Origin of the sequence: Vibrio porteresiae DSM 19223, assembly GCF_024347055.1 — a bacterium.
GTDB classification, from domain to species: Bacteria; Pseudomonadota; Gammaproteobacteria; order Enterobacterales; family Vibrionaceae; genus Vibrio; species Vibrio porteresiae.
In genome coordinates this window covers 2,518,892-2,539,099 of sequence record NZ_AP024895.1, presented here as the reverse complement: position 1 = coordinate 2,539,099, position 20,208 = coordinate 2,518,892, and the positions used below count along the sequence as shown (strand labels likewise).

The following is a 20,208-nucleotide window of genomic DNA, read 5'->3' as shown; positions in this document are numbered from 1 at the left end:
GTGATGAGTAAGACGATGAAATTAAGCAAGCTAGGATCGCTAGTCTCATTAGCAATTTGGGTGGTGCCAGTGGCAGCGCAGGCCGATTACAATGGGAAAACATGGGCAGAAGTGGAAGCCCGAGTCAGTGCGATTGCGGATAACATGTCCCAGTCAGAAAAATACAGTTTTATTCGTGTTGACGATGGTCACATGATTCCAACCAACTCCCGTTTTGGTATCGATGGTACCGTCGCCTATGACTCTTCGATGGGAGTGTACGTCAATAGCACCATTTTTGGTGCAAGCTACCCATCCCAAACTCTTTTAGCGGCGACTTGGGATATTAACCGAGCGAAGCAACTTGGCATGGCGCTGGCCTATGAAACGCGTAGCGCTGGTGGTGAGCAAGTGTTGTCTCCTGTGGTGAACTTATACCGTACTCCATTCAATGGTCGTACGGCAGAATCGATCTGTGGTGAAGACCCATTCCTCTGTGCGGTTATGGCGCCAGCCATTACTAATGGTATTCAGGTACAGGGTGTTCAAGCGGGTGCTAAGCACCTCATCGCCAATGAGCAAGAAGCCAATCGCCATTATCTTGATGTGAATGTGGACGAACGCACCTTACGTGAAATGTATTTAGTGCCATTTGAATCCCTAGTGAAAAACGCGGATATCGCGTCCATCATGTGTGGCTTTAACAAAATAAATGGTGAATACGCTTGTGAAAACCATCACATCATCACCGATATTTTGAAAGGTGAGTGGGGTTACCAAGGCTTTGTTCTGTCAGACTTTAACTCGATTCAACATGGTTTTGAAGGCGCATGGGCAGGTACTGACTTAGATATGCCATCCGGTTTGAAATTCACCGAATCGACTCTGCAGCCTTACGTGGAAAGCGGCGCGCTAACGCAAAACGTGATTGACGATAAAGTGAAACGTAACTTACGTGCACTGGTTCGTTATGGCTTTGATGAAGCGACCTATGCTGCTCATACTTTGGATTACCCAGAATATGGTCAAGAAGCCTCGTTAGATGCGGCCCGTGAAGGGATTGTGTTGTTGAAAAACGAGTCAGGCAATGACGGGAAAATTCTGCCATTGAGTAAATCGGCGAAGATTGCGGTCATCGGCAATTTCGCACAACAAGCACCAACCTCTCCTTACGGTACGGCTAACTCAGATCCAGACGATAATTATGTAACGGAACTGGCGGGTCTACAGCAGCTGAATACCAATTCAGATAATGTCACTTTTATCAAAAGTATGTCTCTTACGCCAAGTACCGCGCTGTTTGTACAACCAAGTTGCACCAGTGCAGATGATGAGTGTGAAGTGGGTGTGACCGCAGAGTATTTCGATAACACCGATCTCTCTGGTGACCCAGTGCTAACTCGTAAAGAGTTAGGCATTAACTTTGACTGGACTGCGATGACCAACGAAGTCGTGAACCCATGTACCGATGATGATAGCGATAATGACAGTGGTCTTGATTGCACCTCGATTCCAAGTGATGCACAAGATGGGGTACGTGAAATAAGTGATGTTTCACCGACTCAAGGTGCTTTCTCTGTTCGTTTACGCGGCAAATTGCGTCCAACTATCGATGGTGTGCATGTGTTTAAAGTGCGTGCCGATGGCCCATTCAAATTGTACATGAATGGCAATTTGATGATGGAAAGCGATGGTGAACCGCGTGCGTCAGATGTACCTAACGCAGTGCCGGTAACAGTGAAAACACCGAAACTGGTGGCAGGTCGTCTTTACTCATTCCGTTTGGAATACAGCCGTGAGCAATATTTCCAATCGAACCTTGGCGGGCTAAATGGTATTCAGTTTAGCTGGGCATCATTGGTTCCACCGACCGATCTTGCTGATTACGACGCGGTTGTGGCTGTGGTAGGTCGTAACTACGAGTATGAAGGGGAAGGCTTTGACCCAGGTTTTGATCTACCAGATCAAGAAAAAGTGATGCTGAACAAAGTGATCGCTGCTAATCCAAATACCATCGTTGTGATGCATGGTGGCGGTGCAATGAACATGATGCCATGGGCAAACACTGCTCCGGGTATCCTACATGCTTGGTACAGCGGTCAATACGGTGGTCAGGCTTTGGCGGAAATCCTGTATGGTGATGTGAACCCATCAGGCAAGTTGCCAATCACTTTGGACAAAAAAGTGAAATTTAACCCGAGCTATGCCTCTTATTCAGATCCCGATGACTACGTGGGTGATGATGCGAAAACCAGCATGACCTACTCTGAAGGGCTGTTCTTTGGTTACCGTGGTTATGAAGCATCGAGCCATAAGCCGCTCTATCCATTTGGTTTTGGCCTGTCATACACCGATTTTACTTTCTCAGATATGTCACTCTCTTCGAGCAAAGTGTTGGGAGATGACACCATGTACGCCAACTTTACTGTGACCAATACCGGTGGCAAAGCGGGTTATGCGGTTCCTCAGCTGTATATTGCGCCACTCAGCTCCAGCGTTGAACGCCCAGAGCATGAGTTAAAAGGCTTTAGCAAAATTTATTTGGAAGCCGGCGCGAGCAAAACAGTGTCTATTCCACTTAATGCGCGTTCCTTTGCTTACTATGTGCAAAACAGTGATAGCTGGGTGGTTGATCCTGGTACTTACCGCGTAGAAATTGGTGACAGCTCAGATAACATCTTGCTTTCTAATACGATGAAAGCGGACGATACCATTACGTTGACCACCAAGGATTCAAACCCACTGCCTGGACCACTGCAATTATCGGTTCAAGTTGATAAGTCTGAAGCCTACGCTTATTAAGCAAATCTCTTAGCGCAATCGCTAAAAGAGAAAAGCAAAACGCCCACATTGTTGTGGGCGTTTTTTCGAATGGGGAAGGAAACCTTAACTGCAGAAGAGCCAAATACCCACACCAATCATTAGAGAACCTGCAACGCGGTTGAGTAAACGCACGTTTTTCGCCTGACCTAATGCTTTACGTAGCCCCTTACCACCCGTGGCATAAAGAGACATACACAAAAATTCCGATACCATGATGATGCTGACTAAAAACGCCAATTGGGGCGTGAGGCTCATGGAATTATCAATGAACGGTGGCAACAGGGAGATCATAAATGCCCAACCTTTTGGGTTAGCAATCGCGGTAATGAATCCTTGCGCAATTAAATCGCGGTCACTGCCTTCAAAATGTTGCTTGTCTTCAAAACTCACGGCGAGTTTCCCTTTGGATAGCCACATTTGAATGCCTAGGTAGGCTAGGTAAGTTGCACCAATCCATTTAAACACAGTAAATAGCCAAGGGTAGTGCAACATGACAGCGGCAATCCCGATCACAGCGGAAACCGCGACGACAGCAACACCAACGACTTCACCCGCCATCATCCATAGTGTGCGGCGATAACCAATACTCATACCTAACGTTAATGCTAAGGTCATACACATCCCAGGAGTGATTGAAACAAAAAAGAAAGTTGGGATGAACATGCCTAATATTGCTGTGTTCATAGAGAAATTCCATATCCTTATACTGTTGAGCTGACCCTCACCATAATAGTGTGTGACGAAAGTGGCAATAGGGCATGAAAGAAAAAGAGCGCAATCATGAATATCCCTACTGCTTATGGCATAATGCCGCGATATTCACTGAAGAACGGTATCTCCATGTTAACTCTTTACATTTATGAACATTGTCCTTTCTGTGCGCGTGTTCGTTACATTGCTGGCCTTTTGCATATTCCTGTGGAAGAGAAGGTTTTAGCTTACGATGACCTTGCCACACCAACGGCACTCATTGGTAAAAAAGCAGTGCCAATCTTGGTGAAAGCCGATGGTAGCGCAATGGGTGAAAGCTTAGATATTATCCATTATTTGCTTGGGCTTAAATTGGCCGATGTCGCACCTCAAATGGTGAGTGAAGCAGTAGCTAACTGGCAATCTCAAGCGTTTCCGTTGCTGCAAAAAGTAGGCTACCCACGTTGGCACCAACTGGGACTCGGGGAGTTTTTGACTCTGAATAGCCGTCAGCTATGGCAAAAGAACAAAGAGACTGAAGAACTCAACTTTGAACGCCTAATCGCAGAAAAAGAGGCGATTGCTGCGCAAGTGACTGAGCATATCGCTGCTGTTGAAGCCTTACTTTTCCCTGAGCATGGCGTGACCAGTTTACTTGATGAAGCAGTGATCTATTCACTATTACGTGGCTGGATTTGTTTGCCTGAAATTGAATGGCCAGAACGTGTCATGACGTGGTTACGTCGCCGTTCTGTGGCAACTGGTGTGAGTGTGATGATGGCTGACTAAGCCTATTGTTCGCATGTTCGCACAGTAAAAATGCCTCTTGAGAGGCATTTTTTGTTGCTATGTTCTAGTCGTCTTGATGTTACGTTAAAACTAGTGAAGCGATTTTCTGCGTTGCTCATACTGCCCAGCAAAAAAGCGGATACCAAATTCGGTAAATTCCTCTTTGCGTACGGGTTTAGAAAAGTAGTAGCCTTGAAATTCATCTACGCCCAGTTCAGTTAAACGTTCCAACTGGTTTTTCTGCTCGACGCCTTCTGCCACAACTTTAATGCCCAGCTGATGTGATAAGGTCACGATTGCCGAAATGAAAAAGTGCTGATTGTCATACTGGCTGATGTTTTCCACGAAGGATTTGTCGATCTTTAGCTTATTAAATTTCATGTGATTTAAGTTATACAGCGATGACCAGCCTGTACCAAAATCATCCAGTGCCATGCGAATGTTAATCTCTTCAAGACGATTGATAATATTGGTACTGCGTTCAACCTCATCTAGGGTCATGGTTTCGGTGATTTCTAACACAATGGAGTTGAGGTAGTTTTCCTCTCCCGAAAATATCGACGTCATCATCTCGGGCAATTCTTCATCAAATAGCGAGTCGGACAGATTAATCGCGACCTCGATCCGATGGCTAAAGGGGGCCCAATCGTGTGTTAACGCATACTTTACTTGCAGCATGATCCAATAGCCCAAGCGTTTAGCAAAGCCAGCTTCTTCAGCAATACGAATCAAATATTCTGGGTTAATAAAACCATAGTTGGGGTTATTCCAGCGAATCAGGGCTTCGCACCCTAACTTATTAGAGTTAACGACAGAAATGATGGGCTGAAAGCACATGTATAACTGAGTTTGATTGGGTGAATCGAGCAAGGCTTCCAGTTCACTAGCCAATTGCCGTTTCTTACGGTGCTCATCTTCAATCTCTTGGCTGTAATGAATGACTGAGCCGTTGCTGTTTCGTTTGGCAATATTGAGTGCAAAATCGGCATTGTTAAATAAATTGGCCGAGCGCTTTATATATTGTTGAGTGGTATCTGAAAGTTCATGCGATGTGGCCACACCAAACGAGAGCGTCGCGCGATGTGATGGATCCATTTCATTGAGCAGATGAGACAGCTCTTTGGCCAATTTATCGATACAGCTTGCCATATCGAGCTGCTTATTCGTAGTGAGGATAGCGAATTCGTCTGCCCCAACGCGAGCACAATCAATACCCTCGTATAACGTACAGGATTGACGAAGCTTGTCGCTAATCGCCAAGAGCACTTTGTCGCCATAACCGTAACTGAAGGTATCATTGAGGTCTTTGAAGCCGTTGATATCAAACAGTACTAAGGTCATCGGCTTTTGCGACCTTTTTTGATCTTCAATGGCAACGAATAAGAAGTTACGGTTTTTCAGTTTGGTTAAAGGGTCTTGCCACGCCATCTCTTGTTGATACTGGTTATGTTTGTAATAGCGACGTGATAGATAGGCTAACACCAGCAAAATAAACACCATCGAGAGGTAGATCTGGGTTTTGGTCTCTTCGATGATTCGGCGATGTTCAATCGATTGGCGCCCAGTGAAGTTCACTATCATCAAGTTACGGATATCAGGCAACATCGCTTGCAACTGTTGGTCTAATACGACTAACTTGTCGCGATCTCCTTTTATTACGTCTTGTTCATGCGTTTTTAATAGATTAAACGCTCTTACGATAGTGGCTTTTGAATCGTAATTTTCACGAACTTGTGCCATTTCATCGCTGGTCAAAAAGGTTTCGTAGCGGTTCCATAGCACATCAAACTTGAGGTTTAGGCGTCGCTTAGACGCATTATTATCAAGCAAATAGCGGTCTAACTGGTTCATTAGTTCCAGAGTTTCGACTTCCATTTGCGCAAGCGACCACGCTGACAACTGCGTGTTCTTTGTCAGCATGTCGTAGACGCTGTTGAATTTAAATAGTGTCATTATCGTGAAGATAAAGAGAGCAAATATCATCACAATGAAACCAATAAAACTCTTATTCATGCGCAGTGAGACCACTTTAACGAGTTCGATGAGTTATTTGGTTTGTTGGGTCAGTTCAACACGGTTGACCTGCCAAACCATGCGGCTGTGTAATAGTTCGTTGCTTACTTGGTCGAATTTAGAGAGTGGATAAATCACCCAGATTGGGCCTTTATCACGTACGCTCATCTCTTCGCCATTACGTTCAACGGCAAATACAGGATTGTATTTTTCAATGTCGGCATAAGGGATCACCGCCCAGTAATTATTGAGGGCAATCACTTTCAAATTGCTTTTACTGCCCCCGGTTAGTGACAGCAGTTTTTGCGCAGAAATGCCTTTAAATTTGGTTTGTCCGTCGGTCCAAGGCGTCGCTGTTACAATCTCTTCATCGGCGTTTTTGATCAGTTGGTCGAGACTGAATTCTTGGGTTTTGGGAATCCCAGTCACGGTCAATACTGTGTCCTCTGCTTGGGCAAAAAGTGACGTTGAAAACAAGGTGGCAATTGAGAGCAACAGCCAACGGCTGAAGTGTGCATGAACCATCGTAAAGCTCCTTTTTCGAGGTAAGTTAAATTGCTACAAGCTAAGTATAGCCAGATTAACTAATCATCTGATTAATAAGCGCCAATTCAAGACTTCGCTAGCGCTTTAGCATTGTTGACTCTTTGGAGGTATTGCGATGGCGGAAGAGTTATGAATCATTATGCCTAAAATAGCATATTGGAGAAAAGTATCTACAGTTCATGCTAAAAAGCCCTGAAAATCAGGGCCTTAATTAGAAGAAGACAGATTGAATAAAGAGAATCTGGCGATTATTTTTTTACTGCTTGTGGCTGAGTAAAATTACCGTATAAATCTAAGCGACGGTGTCTTAGATTCGTGACCGAACCTTCGGTATTTAACTGTTTTAATTTATCTAAATCGACATCGGCAAAGATAATCATCTCGGTATTGGGACTGGCTTCTGTGATGGTGGCATCATGAGGGAAGTAGATATCTGAAGGCGAAAATACGGCTGACTGCGCATATTGAATGTCGACGTTATCAACGCGAGGGAGATTCCCAACACTACCACCAATGGCCACATAACACTCGTTTTCAATGGCACGAGCTTGCGAGCACAGACGCACACGTTGATAACCATTTTTAGTATCAGTCCAGAACGGAACAAAGATAATTTGCACATCTTGTTCGGCTAACATACGGCCTAATTCAGGAAACTCACTGTCATAACAGATCAAAATCCCAACTCGACCCGCATCCGTTTCAAACACACGAATTTGGTTACCGCCATCGATGACCCAATCACGCTGCTCATGTGGTGTAATGTGGATTTTCTTCTGTTCATCAATGGTGCCATCGCGATGCAGTAGATAAGCGACGTTATACAATTGGCCATTTTCTTCCACTGGCATACTGCCTGCGATGATGTTGATGTTGTAGGAAACGGCAAGCTCAGCAAAACGCTGCTTGATTTGGTCACTGAAAGAGGCGAGGAAACGGATCGCTTCTACAGAACTTTGACCATGTTTTAGGCCCATCAACGGGGCATTAAAGAACTCAGGGAAGAGGGCAAAATCGGCTTTGTAGCTTGAGAGCGAACTGACGAAAAATTCGGCCTGTTCCATGAGATCTTGAACTCCGACTACCGCACGCATCTGCCATTGCACAATACCGATACGAATGAGCGATTTTTCTACATCGTGAATAGAGGTGATGTCTTCTTCATAAAAGACATTATCCCATTCAAGTAGGGTGGCATAACCGTGGGAGCTTTCATCTTCAGGGAGGTAGTGTCGCATGACACGTTTAACATCAAAATCGTTGGAGAGTTGGAAGGAGAGAATATGATCGTAGAGCTCTTTGCGCTTCACCTTTTCTATGTATTCCAACACCGTCATCTCGTGGGCGTGGTCTTTATAGCGAGGGATTCGACCGCCCGAGAGTATGGCTTTCAAATTATTGCTGCGGCAAATTTCTTTACGGGCTTCATAAAGGCGACGACCGAGGCGTAAACCACGATAATCGGGGTGGACAAACACATCTAAACCGTAGAGTGCATCACCGTTGCGTTTGTGCTGAATTACGTTGTGTTCATCTACGATGTCGGTGTAGACGTGGGGCAGGGACATGCGGTTGTAATCAACCTTGATAGTCAGTGCGGCACCGACAATTTGACCATTATCTTCAATACAAATTTGACCGTCAGGAAACTGGTGGATTAAATCCATGATGGTCATTCTTGGCCAGGCTCCACCTACGTCAGGAAATACGAGATCCATGAGCTCTGCTAGTTGAGGATAATCACTTTTCTCTATTACACGTAACGTAAGACGTGGGGTTCGGTTTCTCATTACTCCTTTACCTCTGTTGCGAATCTTATTTCATATTGACGCGCTTCGCTTGGCAATTCAAGCGGTTCGGCAAATGATGACGATATGCTGACATGTTTCCCATTTAGCTCCGCGTCTAACGAGCTGCGCCTTACTCACAAGGCGGCGCCAAATGGAGCAGGGCTAAGCCGCCTAAAGCCGTCTCGCGATATTTGGCGTTCATGTCTTTGCCGGTTTGGTACATAGTGTCAATGACTTTATCTAGTGAAATTAATCCTTTGCTGGTGCGTTTTATCGCCATGCGTGAAGCGTTTATCGCCTTCATGGCTCCCATGGCGTTGCGTTCTATACACGGCACTTGCACGAGTCCGCCAATCGGATCGCAAGTCATGCCGAGGGAGTGCTCCATGGCGATCTCTGCTGCCATACAGATTTGTTCGTTACTGCCTCCCCATAATGAGGTGAGCCCGGCGGCGGCCATTGACGAGGAGACCCCAATCTCCCCTTGGCATCCAACTTCCGCTCCAGAGATGGAGGCATTGGTTTTGTACAAAATACCGATCGCGCCAGCAACGGCGAAAAAATCACGCACTTGCTTGGTATCCAGTGGCCGGACAAATTGGTGAAAATACATCATGACCGCAGGAATAACGCCAGCGGCGCCATTGGTTGGGGAAGTGACCACTTGTCCGCCAGCCGCATTTTCCTCACTTACCGCAAAGGCAAACAGGTTGACCCAATCGAGAATGGCCATGGGATCTTTTTCGAGGGTAATGTTAGCTTCGAGCTTTTTCAGCAGTGCCGGGGCGCGGCGAATCACGTTTAATCCTCCGGCCAAAATGCCCTCTTGCTCATAGCCTCTTTGCATGCAGTTACGCATCACCTGCCATAGATGGTCGACTTGAAGATCAATCTCTTGCGCTGAACGAACGACGTGTTCGTTCGCAAGCACTAAGCCACATAAACTCAGCCCATGGGTTTCTGCTTGTTTGAGCAGTTGACTTGCACTATTGAATGGATAGGGGACATTGGCGCTTAACCGCGGTACTGGGTTAAGCATCTCTTGCTCGGAAACAACAAAACCGCCACCAATTGAATAGGCAACATACTCATGGAGCAGAGCATTTTTTTCATTAAAAGCACGAAAACGCATGCCGTTTTCATGCAGAGGTAAGGCATGGCCATCAAAAAGCAGATCGCTTTGGTAGGAGAAAGAAACGGAGCCTTGGTGCGGCAGAACCAACTCGTGTTGCTCCTGAGCACGTAGCCAGGCCTGCTGAGCAGACGCTTTGTCGAGGGTGTCAGGGCGTAGACCTTGCAGACCTAAAATCACCGCACGATCGGTGTGATGTCCTTTGCCCGTAAGGGCTAATGAACCAAACAGTTCGACTTGAATACGATGGACTCTGGGGAGAGAGCTGAGCTGGTCGGCAAAATCGGCAGCTGCAACCATTGGCCCATTAGTGTGGGAACTGGAAGGGCCAACGCCTACCTTAAATATATCGAAGATCGACAGCATACATTCGCTCCGTAAAGAGAGTCACTTTGAACTCATGTAAGTGAAGTATAGTCTCAGTTTATAAAACCTAGTCTTTTGCTCAGGTATTTGCTACCGTTTGGATCTCGTTCATGAGTTGAGATGCAGTATGTCGATTTGGGATTCCGTCCAATTAGTTTCGCGTTACAGTCAATTACCTAACGCTTTTTACACTCGTATTAAACCCCAGCCACTTGATGAGATGGAATGGCTAGTGTGGAATGCGCCGTTAGCCAAACTATTGGGCCTGCCTGAGTCACCCAGTCTTGCGCTGCTTGAGAGTGTTACCGGGCTTGTGTCAGATGACAAGTTAACCCCATTAGCGATGAAATATGCTGGCCATCAGTTTGGTGTCTATAACCCAGATTTAGGGGATGGGCGCGGCTTATTGCTAACGCAAATTGCAGCTCAAGATGGGGAAGTGTATGACCTGCATTTAAAAGGTGCAGGACTAACGCCTTATTCACGCATGGGCGACGGTCGCGCAGTCTTGCGTTCAACAATTCGTGAATATCTTTGCAGTGAAGCGATGGCTGGGTTAGGCATTCCAACTACGCGTGCATTGGGGATGATTGGCAGTCAAACTCCGGTGTATCGTGAGACCCAAGAGTGTGGTGCGCAGCTGTTGCGTGTCGCGCAAACGCATATTCGTTTTGGTCATTTCGAGCATTTTTTCTATACCAATCAATTGGAAGAGCTACGCTTGTTGGCTGACAGTGTATTGCAATGGCATTTCCCTACGGCACAGGCTGCTGAGAAACCCTACGCTGCCATGTTTGATCAGATTGTGACCTCTACTGCGGCGATGATCGCGCACTGGCAAGCGGTCGGCTTTGCTCATGGCGTGATGAACACCGATAACATGTCGATATTAGGGCAAACTTTTGACTATGGGCCATTTGGCTTTTTGGACGATTACGACCCAGAGCTCATCTGTAACCACTCCGATTATCAAGGCCGTTACCGATTTGATCGCCAACCTCGCGTTGCTCTGTGGAACTTATCTGCGCTAGCTCACGCTCTTTCGCCACTCATTGAGCGGGAGGATTTAGAGGCTGCGTTGGCGCTTTATGAACCCACATTAAATCAAGAGTACAGCGTTTTGATGCGCCAAAAGTTAGGGCTCACGACTCAAGAGTTGGGTGACAGCGCACTGTTTGATCAATTCTTTGAGATGTTGTCGACCAATCGCACCGATTACACGCGCTTTTTACGCCAATTATCCTGCCTTGATCGAGACGGAGAACAACCAATCCTCGATTTGGTGATCGATCGAACTCAAGCTCAGCAGTGGCTCAACGCGTATCGACAACGTTGTGAAAAAGAAAAGGATGTGGATTGGTCAACCCGTTGTGCGGCAATGCGTCAAGTCAACCCCAAGTATTTGCTGCGTAATTACTTGGCGCAACAAGCCATTGAAAAAGCCGAACAAGGCGACATGAGTGATGTATTACTGCTGGCTAAAGTGCTTGCCACGCCGTTCGCTGAACATGATGAGCACGCTCATTTGGCCAAACTGCCTCCCGAGTGGGGTAAAAAACTCGAAATCAGCTGCTCCTCTTAACCTTAATCCCACGGCGGGAAATGACTCATTTACATCAATTCGTGGGTCAATTCCCACCCATTTTTTCACCCGCTTGGATGAGGAAAAATGGGTTTAACTGGCTGACTTCTTTCGATAAATTTCTAAGTTATTGAAATGAAACAAATGTTATAAAAATGTTTCAAGTTGGCTTGGTTATTGCTCCTTTAGTGGCATGCAGACCCCAGTGATGGGGCTGACGCAAACACCATTAAGGAGAATAAGAATGTTAAAACCCATTACCCTACTCACTGCCTCCATCTTAGCGACCACCAGTTTTTCCTCTCTGGCCGCCTGCGATCCAGGTGAGGTTGTGATTAAGTTCAGTCACGTAACCAATACTGATAAACACCCTAAAGGGATTGCTGCTGCGCTGCTAGAAAAACGTGTGAACGAAGAGATGAATGGTAAAGCCTGTATGCAGGTGTTCCCTAACTCAACTCTTTATGATGACGATAAAGTATTGGAAGCTCTGCTCAATGGCGACGTGCAAATGGCCGCCCCTTCTCTGTCTAAATTTGAACAATTCACCAAAAAGTTCCGTATTTTCGACCTTCCTTTCCTTTTTGATGATGTTGATGCCGTAGACCGTTTCCAAAACTCTGATGCTGGCGAAAAACTGAAAAATGCGATGAATCGTCGTGGTGTTAAAGGCCTCGCTTTTTGGCACAACGGGATGAAACAGATTTCAGCCAATAAACCCATTTTGGTTCCTGCTGACGCGAAAGGATTGAAGTTCCGCGTTCAAGCCTCGGATGTGCTGGTGGCGCAATTTGAGCAGCTTGGTGCTAACCCACAGAAAATGTCGTTTGCTGAAGTGTATGGCGGCCTGCAAACCAAAGTGATTGATGGCCAAGAGAACACTTGGTCCAACATCTACGGTAAAAAATTCTTTGAAGTTCAAGATGGTACGACTGAAACCAACCACGGCATTCTCGATTACTTAGTCGTGACCTCATCGAAATGGTGGGACAAGTTACCTAACGATGTTCGCACGCAGCTAACGCAGATCATTACTGAAGTAACGCAAGCGCGTAACGCTGAATCAAACAAAGTGGAAATGATGAACCGTCAGTATGTGATTGATGCGGGTGGCGTGGTGCGCGAACTCACTCCAGAGCAGCGTCAACAATGGGTGGATGCGTTAAAACCGGTGTGGAAGAAGTTTGAAAAAGACATCGGTTCTGACCTGATCAAAGCCGCGTTGGATTCCAACAAGAAATAGGCATTCGGTGGCCTTTTGCGAAAGGCCACATTCCCCATGACCAATTGAGCGATGTATCTCATGGAAAAATCCTTTTTTAGTCGCGTCGGCGCAGTAACCGATAAGGTAGAAGAAACCTTAATTGCGTTCTTTCTTGGGGCGATGACCCTGCTGACGTTTATCAACGTCATTATGCGTTACCTGTTTAATGACAACATTTTGTGGGCGGTTGAGCTGACCGTGTTTATGTTCGCTTGGATGGTGCTCGTTGGCGCGTCATACGGTGTGAAAAAGCATTTTCATATTGGTGTTGATGTGGTGATCAACATGGTTTCCCCTGGGTGGCGTAAAACGCTGGCGATACTCTCAGCGCTAAGCTGCCTTGCGTTCTCGATTACCTTGTTAGTGGGCTCTTGGAACTACTGGTATCCGTTTGTCTCCGAGCGAGCTTGGTATGAAACAGACGATATTCCTATGCCAGACATTTTGCGTTTTTTCGAAGGTTGGTTGAATGAAGGAGAGGCCTACGAAAAATTGCCGCGCTTTATTCCCTATACCGCTTTACCACTAGGGATGGCTTTACTGACGTTTCGCTTTGCTCAGGCTGCGTGGATGATTCTATTTTGTGGTGCAGACCGCTTAATTGCTGGTCATGAAGCGGAACAAGACCTCGACGAACTGAAAGCCGAGTTAGCCGATGCCGGTGAGGCATTCACGACCCATTCGCCGACAAGTAAGGAGAAATAACCATGGCAATTTTGATTCTCTTCCTAATGGTTATTGGCTTTATGTTGATTGGTGTGCCAATTGCTGTTTCTTTGGGTTTGTCGAGTATTGTGTTCTTGATGTGGCATTCAGAAGCGTCGATGGCTTCTGTTGCGCAAACCCTGTTTAACGCTTTTGAAGGGCATTACACGCTTTTAGCAATTCCATTCTTTATTTTGGCCTCGAGTTTTATGTCTACCGGCGGTGTGGCAAAGCGCATTATTCGCTTTGCGATTGCGATGGTAGGCTGGTTCCCTGGTGGGATGGCGATGGCGTCAGTGGTCGCGTGTATGATGTTTGCCGCTTTGTCGGGCTCATCGCCTGCAACTGTCGTGGCGATCGGGAGTATCGTGATTACCGCGATGGTCAAAAATGGTTACACCAAAGAGTTTGCGGCTGGCGTGATTTGTAACGCAGGAACCTTGGGAATTTTGATTCCTCCTTCAATCGTGATGGTGGTTTATTCAGCGGCAACCGACGTTTCCGTGGGGCGCATGTTCCTCGGCGGGGTTATTCCCGGTTTGCTTGCGGGATTAATGCTGATGGTCGCTATTTATATTGCGGCGCGCGTGAAAAAACTGCCGAAGCAACCTTTTGTCGGCTGGAAAGAAGCGCTTGCGGCAGGTAAAGATGCCAGTTGGGGGCTATTGCTGGTGGTGATTATTCTCGGCGGTATTTATGGCGGGGTATTCACGCCAACGGAAGCAGCAGCGGTGGCAGCGGTCTACGCATTCTTTATTGCCAATTTTATCTACCGCGATATGGGGCCGTTTGCCGATAAGCAGAATCACAGCAATGCGTTAGTCAAAGTGCTGCACTCGCTAGTTCATAAGGATACACAAAAGACTTTAGTTGACGCTGGTAAACTGACGATCATGTTGCTGTTTATCATTGCCAATGCTTTGATTTTAAAACATGTATTGACGGAAGAACGCGTTCCACAAATGATCACCGAATCGATTTTGGATGCAGGGCTTGGACCTGTTACCTTCCTAATTGCGGTGAACGTGTTGCTGCTGATTGGTGGTCAGTTCATGGAGCCATCAGGTCTACTGATCATTGTGGCACCATTAGTGTTCCCAATTGCTATCGCGCTTGGCATTGATCCAATCCATCTCGGTATCATCATGGTGGTAAACATGGAGATAGGGATGATCACACCGCCTGTGGGGCTGAACCTCTTTGTGACGGCAGGTGTGGCGAAAATGTCGATGCTAGGGGTTGTGAAAGCGGCGCTGCCTTGGGTTGGCATTATGTTCTTGTTCCTCATCTTGGTGACTTACGTTCCGCTGATTTCAACATGGTTACCAACGATGTTGATGGGGCCGGAAATCATCACTAAATAACCACGCCTATTTCTCTAATGAGAAAAAGAAAGCGCCTCACTCAATGAGGCGCTTTTTTATAAGCTTAACGTTATAATTCGCGGCGCGGTGTGTTTTTGAATGGCGTTGTTACTCAACAGATTTGTATAAATCTTTATCGAGGCGATACTTTTGCATTTTGTCATATAAGGTTTTACGCGGAATCGCCAGTTTATCCATGGTTTCATTGATGCGACCACCACAGGCGATCAGCGCCTCCTCAATCACGGTTTTCTCAAACTCCGCCACTTGATCGGCAAGACTGTTGAGTGCGGGCATGGCGAGAGGGGAATCGGTAAGATGGCTGAGTTTCCCTAAAAGGACATAACGTTCCGCCGCGTTACGCAGTTCGCGCACATTGCCCGGCCAAGAATGATTGAGCAGCGATTGCAAATCATGGCGCGACAGTGATTGTGCCGCTTTGCCGTAACGCGCCGCTGCAACCAACAGAAAGTGATGAAATAGGGCCGGGATATCCTCTTTTCGTTCACGGAGCGGAGGAATGTCGAGGGTGACAATATTGAGTCGATAGTAGAGGTCTTGGCGAAATCTGCCTTCTGCTGCGGCCTGTTTTAAATCGATTTTGGTGGCCGCAATCACGCGAATATCAAGAGGAATGAGTTCATTAGAACCCACTCGCTCGATGACTCGTTCTTGCAATACCCGCAGTAAACGTATCTGCGCTTGCATTGGCATCGATTCTATTTCATCGAGAAACAGCGTGCCGCCTTGGGCATGTTCAAATTTACCAATGCGCTTCGCTTCCGCGCCAGTAAAGGCGCCTTTTTCATGGCCGTATAACTCACTTTCAATCAGGTTTTCTGGCACAGCACCGCAGTTGACGGCAACAAAGTTTTTTTCGCGTCGCGAGCTCTGTTCATGGAGTGATCTCGCAATAAGCTCTTTGCCCGTACCAGTTTCGCCAAACAGCAAAATGTCGGCATTGGTGTCGGCAATGTGGGTGACTGTTTCGCGCAGCTGTTGAATACACAAGGTTTCACCGATGATGCGTGGTCCTAGGGTTTGACTTGCTTTAAGGCTACGTTTGAGTTTTTGGTTCTCTATGGTTAAGCAGCGCTTTTCAATCGCGCGGAGCGTGGTTTCAATTAAGCGTTCAGTGGCAAAAGGTTTCTCAATAAAATCGTAAGCGCCATCGTGCATTGCTTGCACTGCCATGGAAATATCCCCATGACCGGTGATCAAAATGACAGGTATATCAGGTTCTTGATGGGTTAACGTGGCAAGAAGGTGATGTCCAGTTAAGCCGGGTAAGCAGATATCAGAAATAATCACCGCGGGTGCTTCACCCTCTTTAAGTGCTAAGAGAGCATCCTCGGCACAGGCAAAAAAACGGGCGTCAATGTCAGCAAGCTCAAAGCTCTGCTCTATTGCCACGCGTAAATCTTTTTCATCGTCAATAAAAAATACGTCACACATAACGACTCCTCAGTGTTGATCTTCAGTTTGGGGAGCGGGGGATGAAAGGGTGATTGGCACTTCAACTAAAGGCAGTACAATGACAAACCGAGCGCCGCCTAAAGGCGCATCGGCTACGGTCAGTTTGCCATTGAGTCCGGTAATGATTTGATGCGAGATCGAGAGCCCTAAACCTAAGCCGTTTTTCTTGGTGGTGTAGAACGGGTCAAATAGGTGAACCTTTTTATCTTCTGGTACACCCGGGCCATTGTCGTCTACAAACAGCAATACTTGTCCGTGATACTCTTCTAAATGAATATCTACTTGTTTAACCTCTTGTTCTTCCATTGCTTGTAGAGCATTAGTGAGAAGATTGATCAGTACTTGCTCGATTTGGATAGGATTGATACTGACCCACAATGGATGGTCTGGTGCGTGAATCGCTAAATCCACTTCATGCGCTTTAAATTGAGGTTGCACTAACTCTTTAGCTGACAAAATAACGGGGAGCAGTTGTGCTGTTACCAGCTCTTGAGCATCCGATTTGCGCGCAAATGATTTCAACTGGTCGCTGATTTTTGCCATGCGATCTGTTAAAGAGGAGATGCGAGCCAGATTATCGTCAACGCGCTCAATTTGTCCTTTCGCGATAAAGCGTCTGGCATTGTCAGCAAAACCACGAATTGCTGCCAAAGGGTTATTGAGCTCGTGGCTGATGCTCGCAGACATTTGCCCAAGCATGGCGAGCTTAGCCGCTTGAATCAACTCATCTTGCATTTGACGCAATGCCTCTTCAGCACGAATGCGTTCTTCAATTTCTGCGTGTAGCTCAGAAGTTCGTTCCATGACCAAAAATTCCAGTTTTTGTTTCGCTTCCTGCTGAATTTGCTCGATTTGTCGTTGACGTGCTAACCGGTGATAAATGAGCAATAAAGCAAGATACACGATGGCAAAAATCATAGTGATGATCAGCACCGCGCCAAAGGTAGTCCAAAACAGATCTATTTTAGGCGTCAGCACGCGGATGTTGAGTGCCAGCTCTTGTACTGGACGGCTGGTAACGATCATATCGCCCGTCAACCATCCTTGTTTAGGATTGGTCCATTCAGATGGAGAGACGGTGAGGTCGGCAACAAAGCCTAACGACGGAATGGTGTTGTTAAGATATTGACGGCTATCTCGAATTTTTTCTCGAATCGTCGGCGATAAATCAGAAACGCTCTTAAATAGCCACTTGGGCTGGCTAGACATGAAGATCACATTGTTCGCATCGGTCGCTACAAAGTAACTGTCTTGGCTTTGCCAATTGTCTTCAATCGCCGCGAGATCCATTTTAACTACCACCACACCAATGATTTCTGCGGCGTAAATGACAGGGTAAGCGTAGTAGTAACCTCTTTCACCAGAGGTCGAGCCTAAGGCAAAGTATTGGCTGCGTTCACCGACAATGGCTTCATAAAAGTAGGGACGCCAAGCAAAGTTACGCCCGACAAATGAACGATCTAATGACCAGTTACTGGCGGCAACCGTGGTTCCCCGCTGGTCAAGTAGGTAAGTGTCCGAGGCTTGAATCACATCGTTCACCTGTTCTAAAAAGCGGTTGGTGACTTCAATCTGCGCAGAATTAGCAGGGTTGAGTAGCGCATCAATAAGCTCTCTATCTTTAGAGAGTAAACGAGGTATGGTCGCGTACTTATCGAGTTTCGCGCCAATGTGAGCAGAAAAACGCTCCAACTGAGCGGTGTGATCGCGCAGTAAGGATTGATAACTGTAATGCCACACCCAATGCGCTGAAAGTGCAGCCACAAACAGATAGATAAGCACAAAATAGACATTAAAACGACGTAATGGCAGCATCCTGATGCCTCAACTGCGAATTCCTGTGTGCAATAAGCATAACTGCAAAGCCATGAAACGTTGGCGAAAAGGTGCTGAATTTGCGGATTAAAACCTGAGCGAGATCTCTTTTTAAACATTTCACCAATTTTTCATTAAAAAAACGCGTAAGGTGGCTTGAATTAGGTCAATGCGCCCCCATTTCTAAACGCATGCCATGTCAGTTTGGTGTTTTTTTTAGCACTTGATTGGGTTTTTAGGACTTAAAACACTTCATCTTGGGTGGACGCTCGACAGGAAAAGCGTAGCTCGTTAGAATGTCGCGTCTCTAAATTTTGGTTCTGAGACTAATCGGAGATACCTTTACCCCGCCTTTGGGCTGGCCAAGATATCACTCATTAGTCCGATATACGATCCCTTGTGGTGTGTATATCTACACTCAATTGAAACATTTATGTGCTCGTTTGGGCACACTACATGGATGCAGCCAAACCAAGTTTTGGCTCACGATGCCCACCGAAATGGGCAAGTTTTGAGGTTTAAATATAATGCAAGTTACTGTTGAAACGCTAGAAGGCCTACAACGCCGTCTTAACATTACTGTTCCTGCTGCAAACGTTGAAGATGCAGTGACAGCTGAACTACGCAACATCGCGAAAAACCGTCGTTTCGATGGTTTCCGTAAAGGCAAAGTGCCAATGAAAATGGTTGCTCAAATGTACGGCAAAGCAGTTCGTCAAGACGTTCTAGGCGAAGTTATGCAACGTCACTTCATCGAAGCAATCGTAAAAGAAAAAATCAACCCAGCTGGCGCACCTACTTTTGCTCCTGTTGAAGTTGCTGAAGGTAAAGACGTTGTTTTCGCAGCGACTTTCGAAGTTTACCCAGAAGTTGAACTGAAAGGTCTATCTAACATCGCTGTTGAAAAACCAGCTGCTGATGTTCAAGATGCAGACGTTGAAGAAATGCTAGAAACTCTACGTAAACAACAAGCTACTTGGGCTGAAGTTGACGAAGCTGCTGGCGAAGGCAAACGTGTTTCTATCGATTTCGTTGGTTCTATCGACGGTGAAGAATTTGAAGGCGGTAAAGCTGAAAACTTCCCTCTAGAAATGGGCGCTGGTCGTATGATCCCTGGTTTTGAAGACGGTATCGTTGGCAAAACTAAAGGTATGGAATTCGACATCGAAGTGACTTTCCCTGAAGATTACCACGCAGAAAATCTAAAAGGTAAAGCAGCGAAATTCGCTATCAAAGTAAACAAAGTTGAAGCTCGTGAACTTCCAGAACTTAACGACGAATTCGTTGCGAAATTCGGCGTGAAAGAAGGCGGTGTTGACGCACTTAAAGCTGAAGTTCGTAAAAACATGGAACGCGAACTGAAACAAGCGGTTAAAGCTAGCATCAAACAACAAGCTATCGACGGCCTAGTAAAAGAAAACGACATCGAAGTTCCAGCTGCACTGATCGACCAAGAAATCGAAGTTCTACGTCGTCAAGCTGCACAACGTTTCGGTGGCAACGTAGAAGCTGCTGCACAACTTCCACGCGAACTATTTGAAGAACAAGCAAAACGTCGCGTTGTAGTTGGTCTATTATTAGGTGAAGTCATTAAAACGAAAGAGCTAAAAGCTGACGAAGAGAAAGTAAAAGCTCTTATCGAAGAAATGGCGACTGCATACGAAGACCCATCAGAAGTGATTGCTTACTACGAGCAAAACCAACAAATGATGGACAACATGCGTAACCTGGCTCTTGAAGATCAGGCAATCGACGCGATCATTGCTGACGCAAAAGTTTCTGAGAAAGCAGTTAGCTTTAATGAGCTAATGAACCCTCAAACTGCTGCTTAATAAGCAATATGTAGCGTAGAAGGTTGACGAAACGTTGACTCT

The 20,208-nt window shown here is 46.3% G+C and carries 14 protein-coding genes; 7 read left to right on the top strand and 7 right to left on the bottom strand.

Features of this window, described 5'->3' with window-relative positions; translation table 11 throughout:
- The first annotated feature begins 15 nt into the window (after positions 1-15).
- On the top strand, positions 16-2,781 hold the full coding sequence (locus OCV11_RS11585) for a beta-glucosidase (protein ID WP_261893006.1): 2,766 nt from the start codon (positions 16-18) through the stop codon (positions 2,779-2,781).
- Between the two features lie 84 nt (positions 2,782-2,865).
- Here OCV11_RS11585 and OCV11_RS11580 read toward each other — a convergent pair whose 3' ends face one another.
- Positions 2,866-3,486 carry a LysE family translocator gene (locus tag OCV11_RS11580; RefSeq protein WP_261893005.1) on the bottom strand — a complete coding sequence of 207 codons (621 nt, stop codon included), beginning with the start codon at positions 3,484-3,486 and terminating at the stop codon, positions 2,866-2,868.
- A gap of 96 nt (positions 3,487-3,582) precedes the next feature.
- Here OCV11_RS11580 and grxB point away from each other — a divergent pair, with 96 nt between their 5' ends.
- The gene (grxB, locus tag OCV11_RS11575) at positions 3,583-4,281 is read left to right on the top strand and encodes a glutaredoxin 2 (protein ID WP_261893004.1); all 699 of its coding nucleotides are present in this window, start codon (positions 3,583-3,585) and stop codon (positions 4,279-4,281) included.
- Positions 4,282-4,371: 90 nt separating this feature from the next.
- Here grxB and OCV11_RS11570 read toward each other — a convergent pair whose 3' ends face one another.
- From OCV11_RS11570 to OCV11_RS11555, 4 genes are all read right to left on the bottom strand, one after another.
- Positions 4,372-6,294 carry a putative bifunctional diguanylate cyclase/phosphodiesterase gene (locus OCV11_RS11570; RefSeq protein WP_261893003.1) on the bottom strand — a complete coding sequence of 641 codons (1,923 nt, stop codon included), beginning with the start codon at positions 6,292-6,294 and terminating at the stop codon, positions 4,372-4,374.
- A gap of 33 nt (positions 6,295-6,327) precedes the next feature.
- On the bottom strand, positions 6,328-6,819 hold the full coding sequence (locus OCV11_RS11565; protein ID WP_261893002.1) for an oxidoreductase: 492 nt from the start codon (positions 6,817-6,819) through the stop codon (positions 6,328-6,330).
- Between the two features lie 269 nt (positions 6,820-7,088).
- On the bottom strand, positions 7,089-8,630 hold the full coding sequence (locus OCV11_RS11560) for a bifunctional GNAT family N-acetyltransferase/carbon-nitrogen hydrolase family protein (RefSeq protein ID WP_261893001.1): 1,542 nt from the start codon (positions 8,628-8,630) through the stop codon (positions 7,089-7,091).
- Between the two features lie 130 nt (positions 8,631-8,760).
- Positions 8,761-10,128, bottom strand: a complete 1,368-nt coding sequence (locus tag OCV11_RS11555; protein WP_261893000.1) for an L-serine ammonia-lyase — start codon at positions 10,126-10,128, stop codon at positions 8,761-8,763.
- Between the two features lie 127 nt (positions 10,129-10,255).
- On the opposite strand from OCV11_RS11555, the gene OCV11_RS11550 reads away from it, so the two are divergent.
- From OCV11_RS11550 to OCV11_RS11535, 4 genes are all read left to right on the top strand, one after another.
- A complete protein-coding gene (locus OCV11_RS11550) occupies positions 10,256-11,710 on the top strand; it encodes a protein adenylyltransferase SelO (protein ID WP_261892999.1) in 1,455 nt (484 codons plus the stop codon).
- A 244-nt stretch (positions 11,711-11,954) separates the two neighbouring features.
- Positions 11,955-12,953 (top strand): TRAP transporter substrate-binding protein, encoded by a 999-nt coding sequence (locus OCV11_RS11545; RefSeq protein ID WP_261892998.1) that lies wholly within the window; start codon positions 11,955-11,957, stop codon positions 12,951-12,953.
- Between the two features lie 60 nt (positions 12,954-13,013).
- Complete coding sequence (locus OCV11_RS11540; protein WP_261892997.1) at positions 13,014-13,679, top strand: TRAP transporter small permease; 666 nt, start codon at positions 13,014-13,016, stop codon at positions 13,677-13,679.
- A 2-nt stretch (positions 13,680-13,681) separates the two neighbouring features.
- Complete coding sequence (locus OCV11_RS11535) at positions 13,682-15,043, top strand: TRAP transporter large permease (RefSeq protein WP_261892996.1); 1,362 nt, start codon at positions 13,682-13,684, stop codon at positions 15,041-15,043.
- A gap of 108 nt (positions 15,044-15,151) precedes the next feature.
- Here OCV11_RS11535 and OCV11_RS11530 read toward each other — a convergent pair whose 3' ends face one another.
- Both OCV11_RS11530 and OCV11_RS11525 read right to left on the bottom strand, forming a co-directional pair.
- Positions 15,152-16,498, bottom strand: coding sequence for a sigma-54-dependent transcriptional regulator (locus OCV11_RS11530; protein ID WP_261892995.1), 1,347 nt, complete (start codon positions 16,496-16,498; stop codon positions 15,152-15,154).
- Positions 16,499-16,507: 9 nt separating this feature from the next.
- Entirely contained in the window at positions 16,508-18,334 is a 1,827-nt protein-coding gene (locus tag OCV11_RS11525) for a sensor histidine kinase (RefSeq protein ID WP_261892994.1), read from the bottom strand.
- 527 nt (positions 18,335-18,861) lie between these two features.
- Between OCV11_RS11525 and tig the strand changes: the two genes are divergently transcribed.
- Positions 18,862-20,166, top strand: coding sequence for a trigger factor (tig, locus tag OCV11_RS11520; protein ID WP_261892993.1), 1,305 nt, complete (start codon positions 18,862-18,864; stop codon positions 20,164-20,166).
- The last annotated feature ends 42 nt before the right edge of the window (positions 20,167-20,208 follow it).

What these genes read in the sequence shown, in the direction of transcription:
- OCV11_RS11585 (WP_261893006.1), top strand. Translation starts at nt 16, where the DNA reads ATGAAATTAAGCAAGCTAGGATCGCTAGTCTCATTAGCAATTTGGGTG.
- OCV11_RS11580 (WP_261893005.1), bottom strand. Translation starts at nt 3,486, where the DNA reads ATGAACACAGCAATATTAGGCATGTTCATCCCAACTTTCTTTTTTGTT.
- grxB (WP_261893004.1), top strand. Translation starts at nt 3,583, where the DNA reads ATGAATATCCCTACTGCTTATGGCATAATGCCGCGATATTCACTGAAG.
- OCV11_RS11570 (WP_261893003.1), bottom strand. Translation starts at nt 6,294, where the DNA reads ATGAATAAGAGTTTTATTGGTTTCATTGTGATGATATTTGCTCTCTTT.
- OCV11_RS11565 (WP_261893002.1), bottom strand. Translation starts at nt 6,819, where the DNA reads ATGGTTCATGCACACTTCAGCCGTTGGCTGTTGCTCTCAATTGCCACC.
- OCV11_RS11560 (WP_261893001.1), bottom strand. Translation starts at nt 8,630, where the DNA reads ATGAGAAACCGAACCCCACGTCTTACGTTACGTGTAATAGAGAAAAGT.
- OCV11_RS11555 (WP_261893000.1), bottom strand. Translation starts at nt 10,128, where the DNA reads ATGCTGTCGATCTTCGATATATTTAAGGTAGGCGTTGGCCCTTCCAGT.
- OCV11_RS11550 (WP_261892999.1), top strand. Translation starts at nt 10,256, where the DNA reads ATGTCGATTTGGGATTCCGTCCAATTAGTTTCGCGTTACAGTCAATTA.
- OCV11_RS11545 (WP_261892998.1), top strand. Translation starts at nt 11,955, where the DNA reads ATGTTAAAACCCATTACCCTACTCACTGCCTCCATCTTAGCGACCACC.
- OCV11_RS11540 (WP_261892997.1), top strand. Translation starts at nt 13,014, where the DNA reads ATGGAAAAATCCTTTTTTAGTCGCGTCGGCGCAGTAACCGATAAGGTA.
- OCV11_RS11535 (WP_261892996.1), top strand. Translation starts at nt 13,682, where the DNA reads ATGGCAATTTTGATTCTCTTCCTAATGGTTATTGGCTTTATGTTGATT.
- OCV11_RS11530 (WP_261892995.1), bottom strand. Translation starts at nt 16,498, where the DNA reads ATGTGTGACGTATTTTTTATTGACGATGAAAAAGATTTACGCGTGGCA.
- OCV11_RS11525 (WP_261892994.1), bottom strand. Translation starts at nt 18,334, where the DNA reads ATGCTGCCATTACGTCGTTTTAATGTCTATTTTGTGCTTATCTATCTG.
- tig (WP_261892993.1), top strand. Translation starts at nt 18,862, where the DNA reads ATGCAAGTTACTGTTGAAACGCTAGAAGGCCTACAACGCCGTCTTAAC.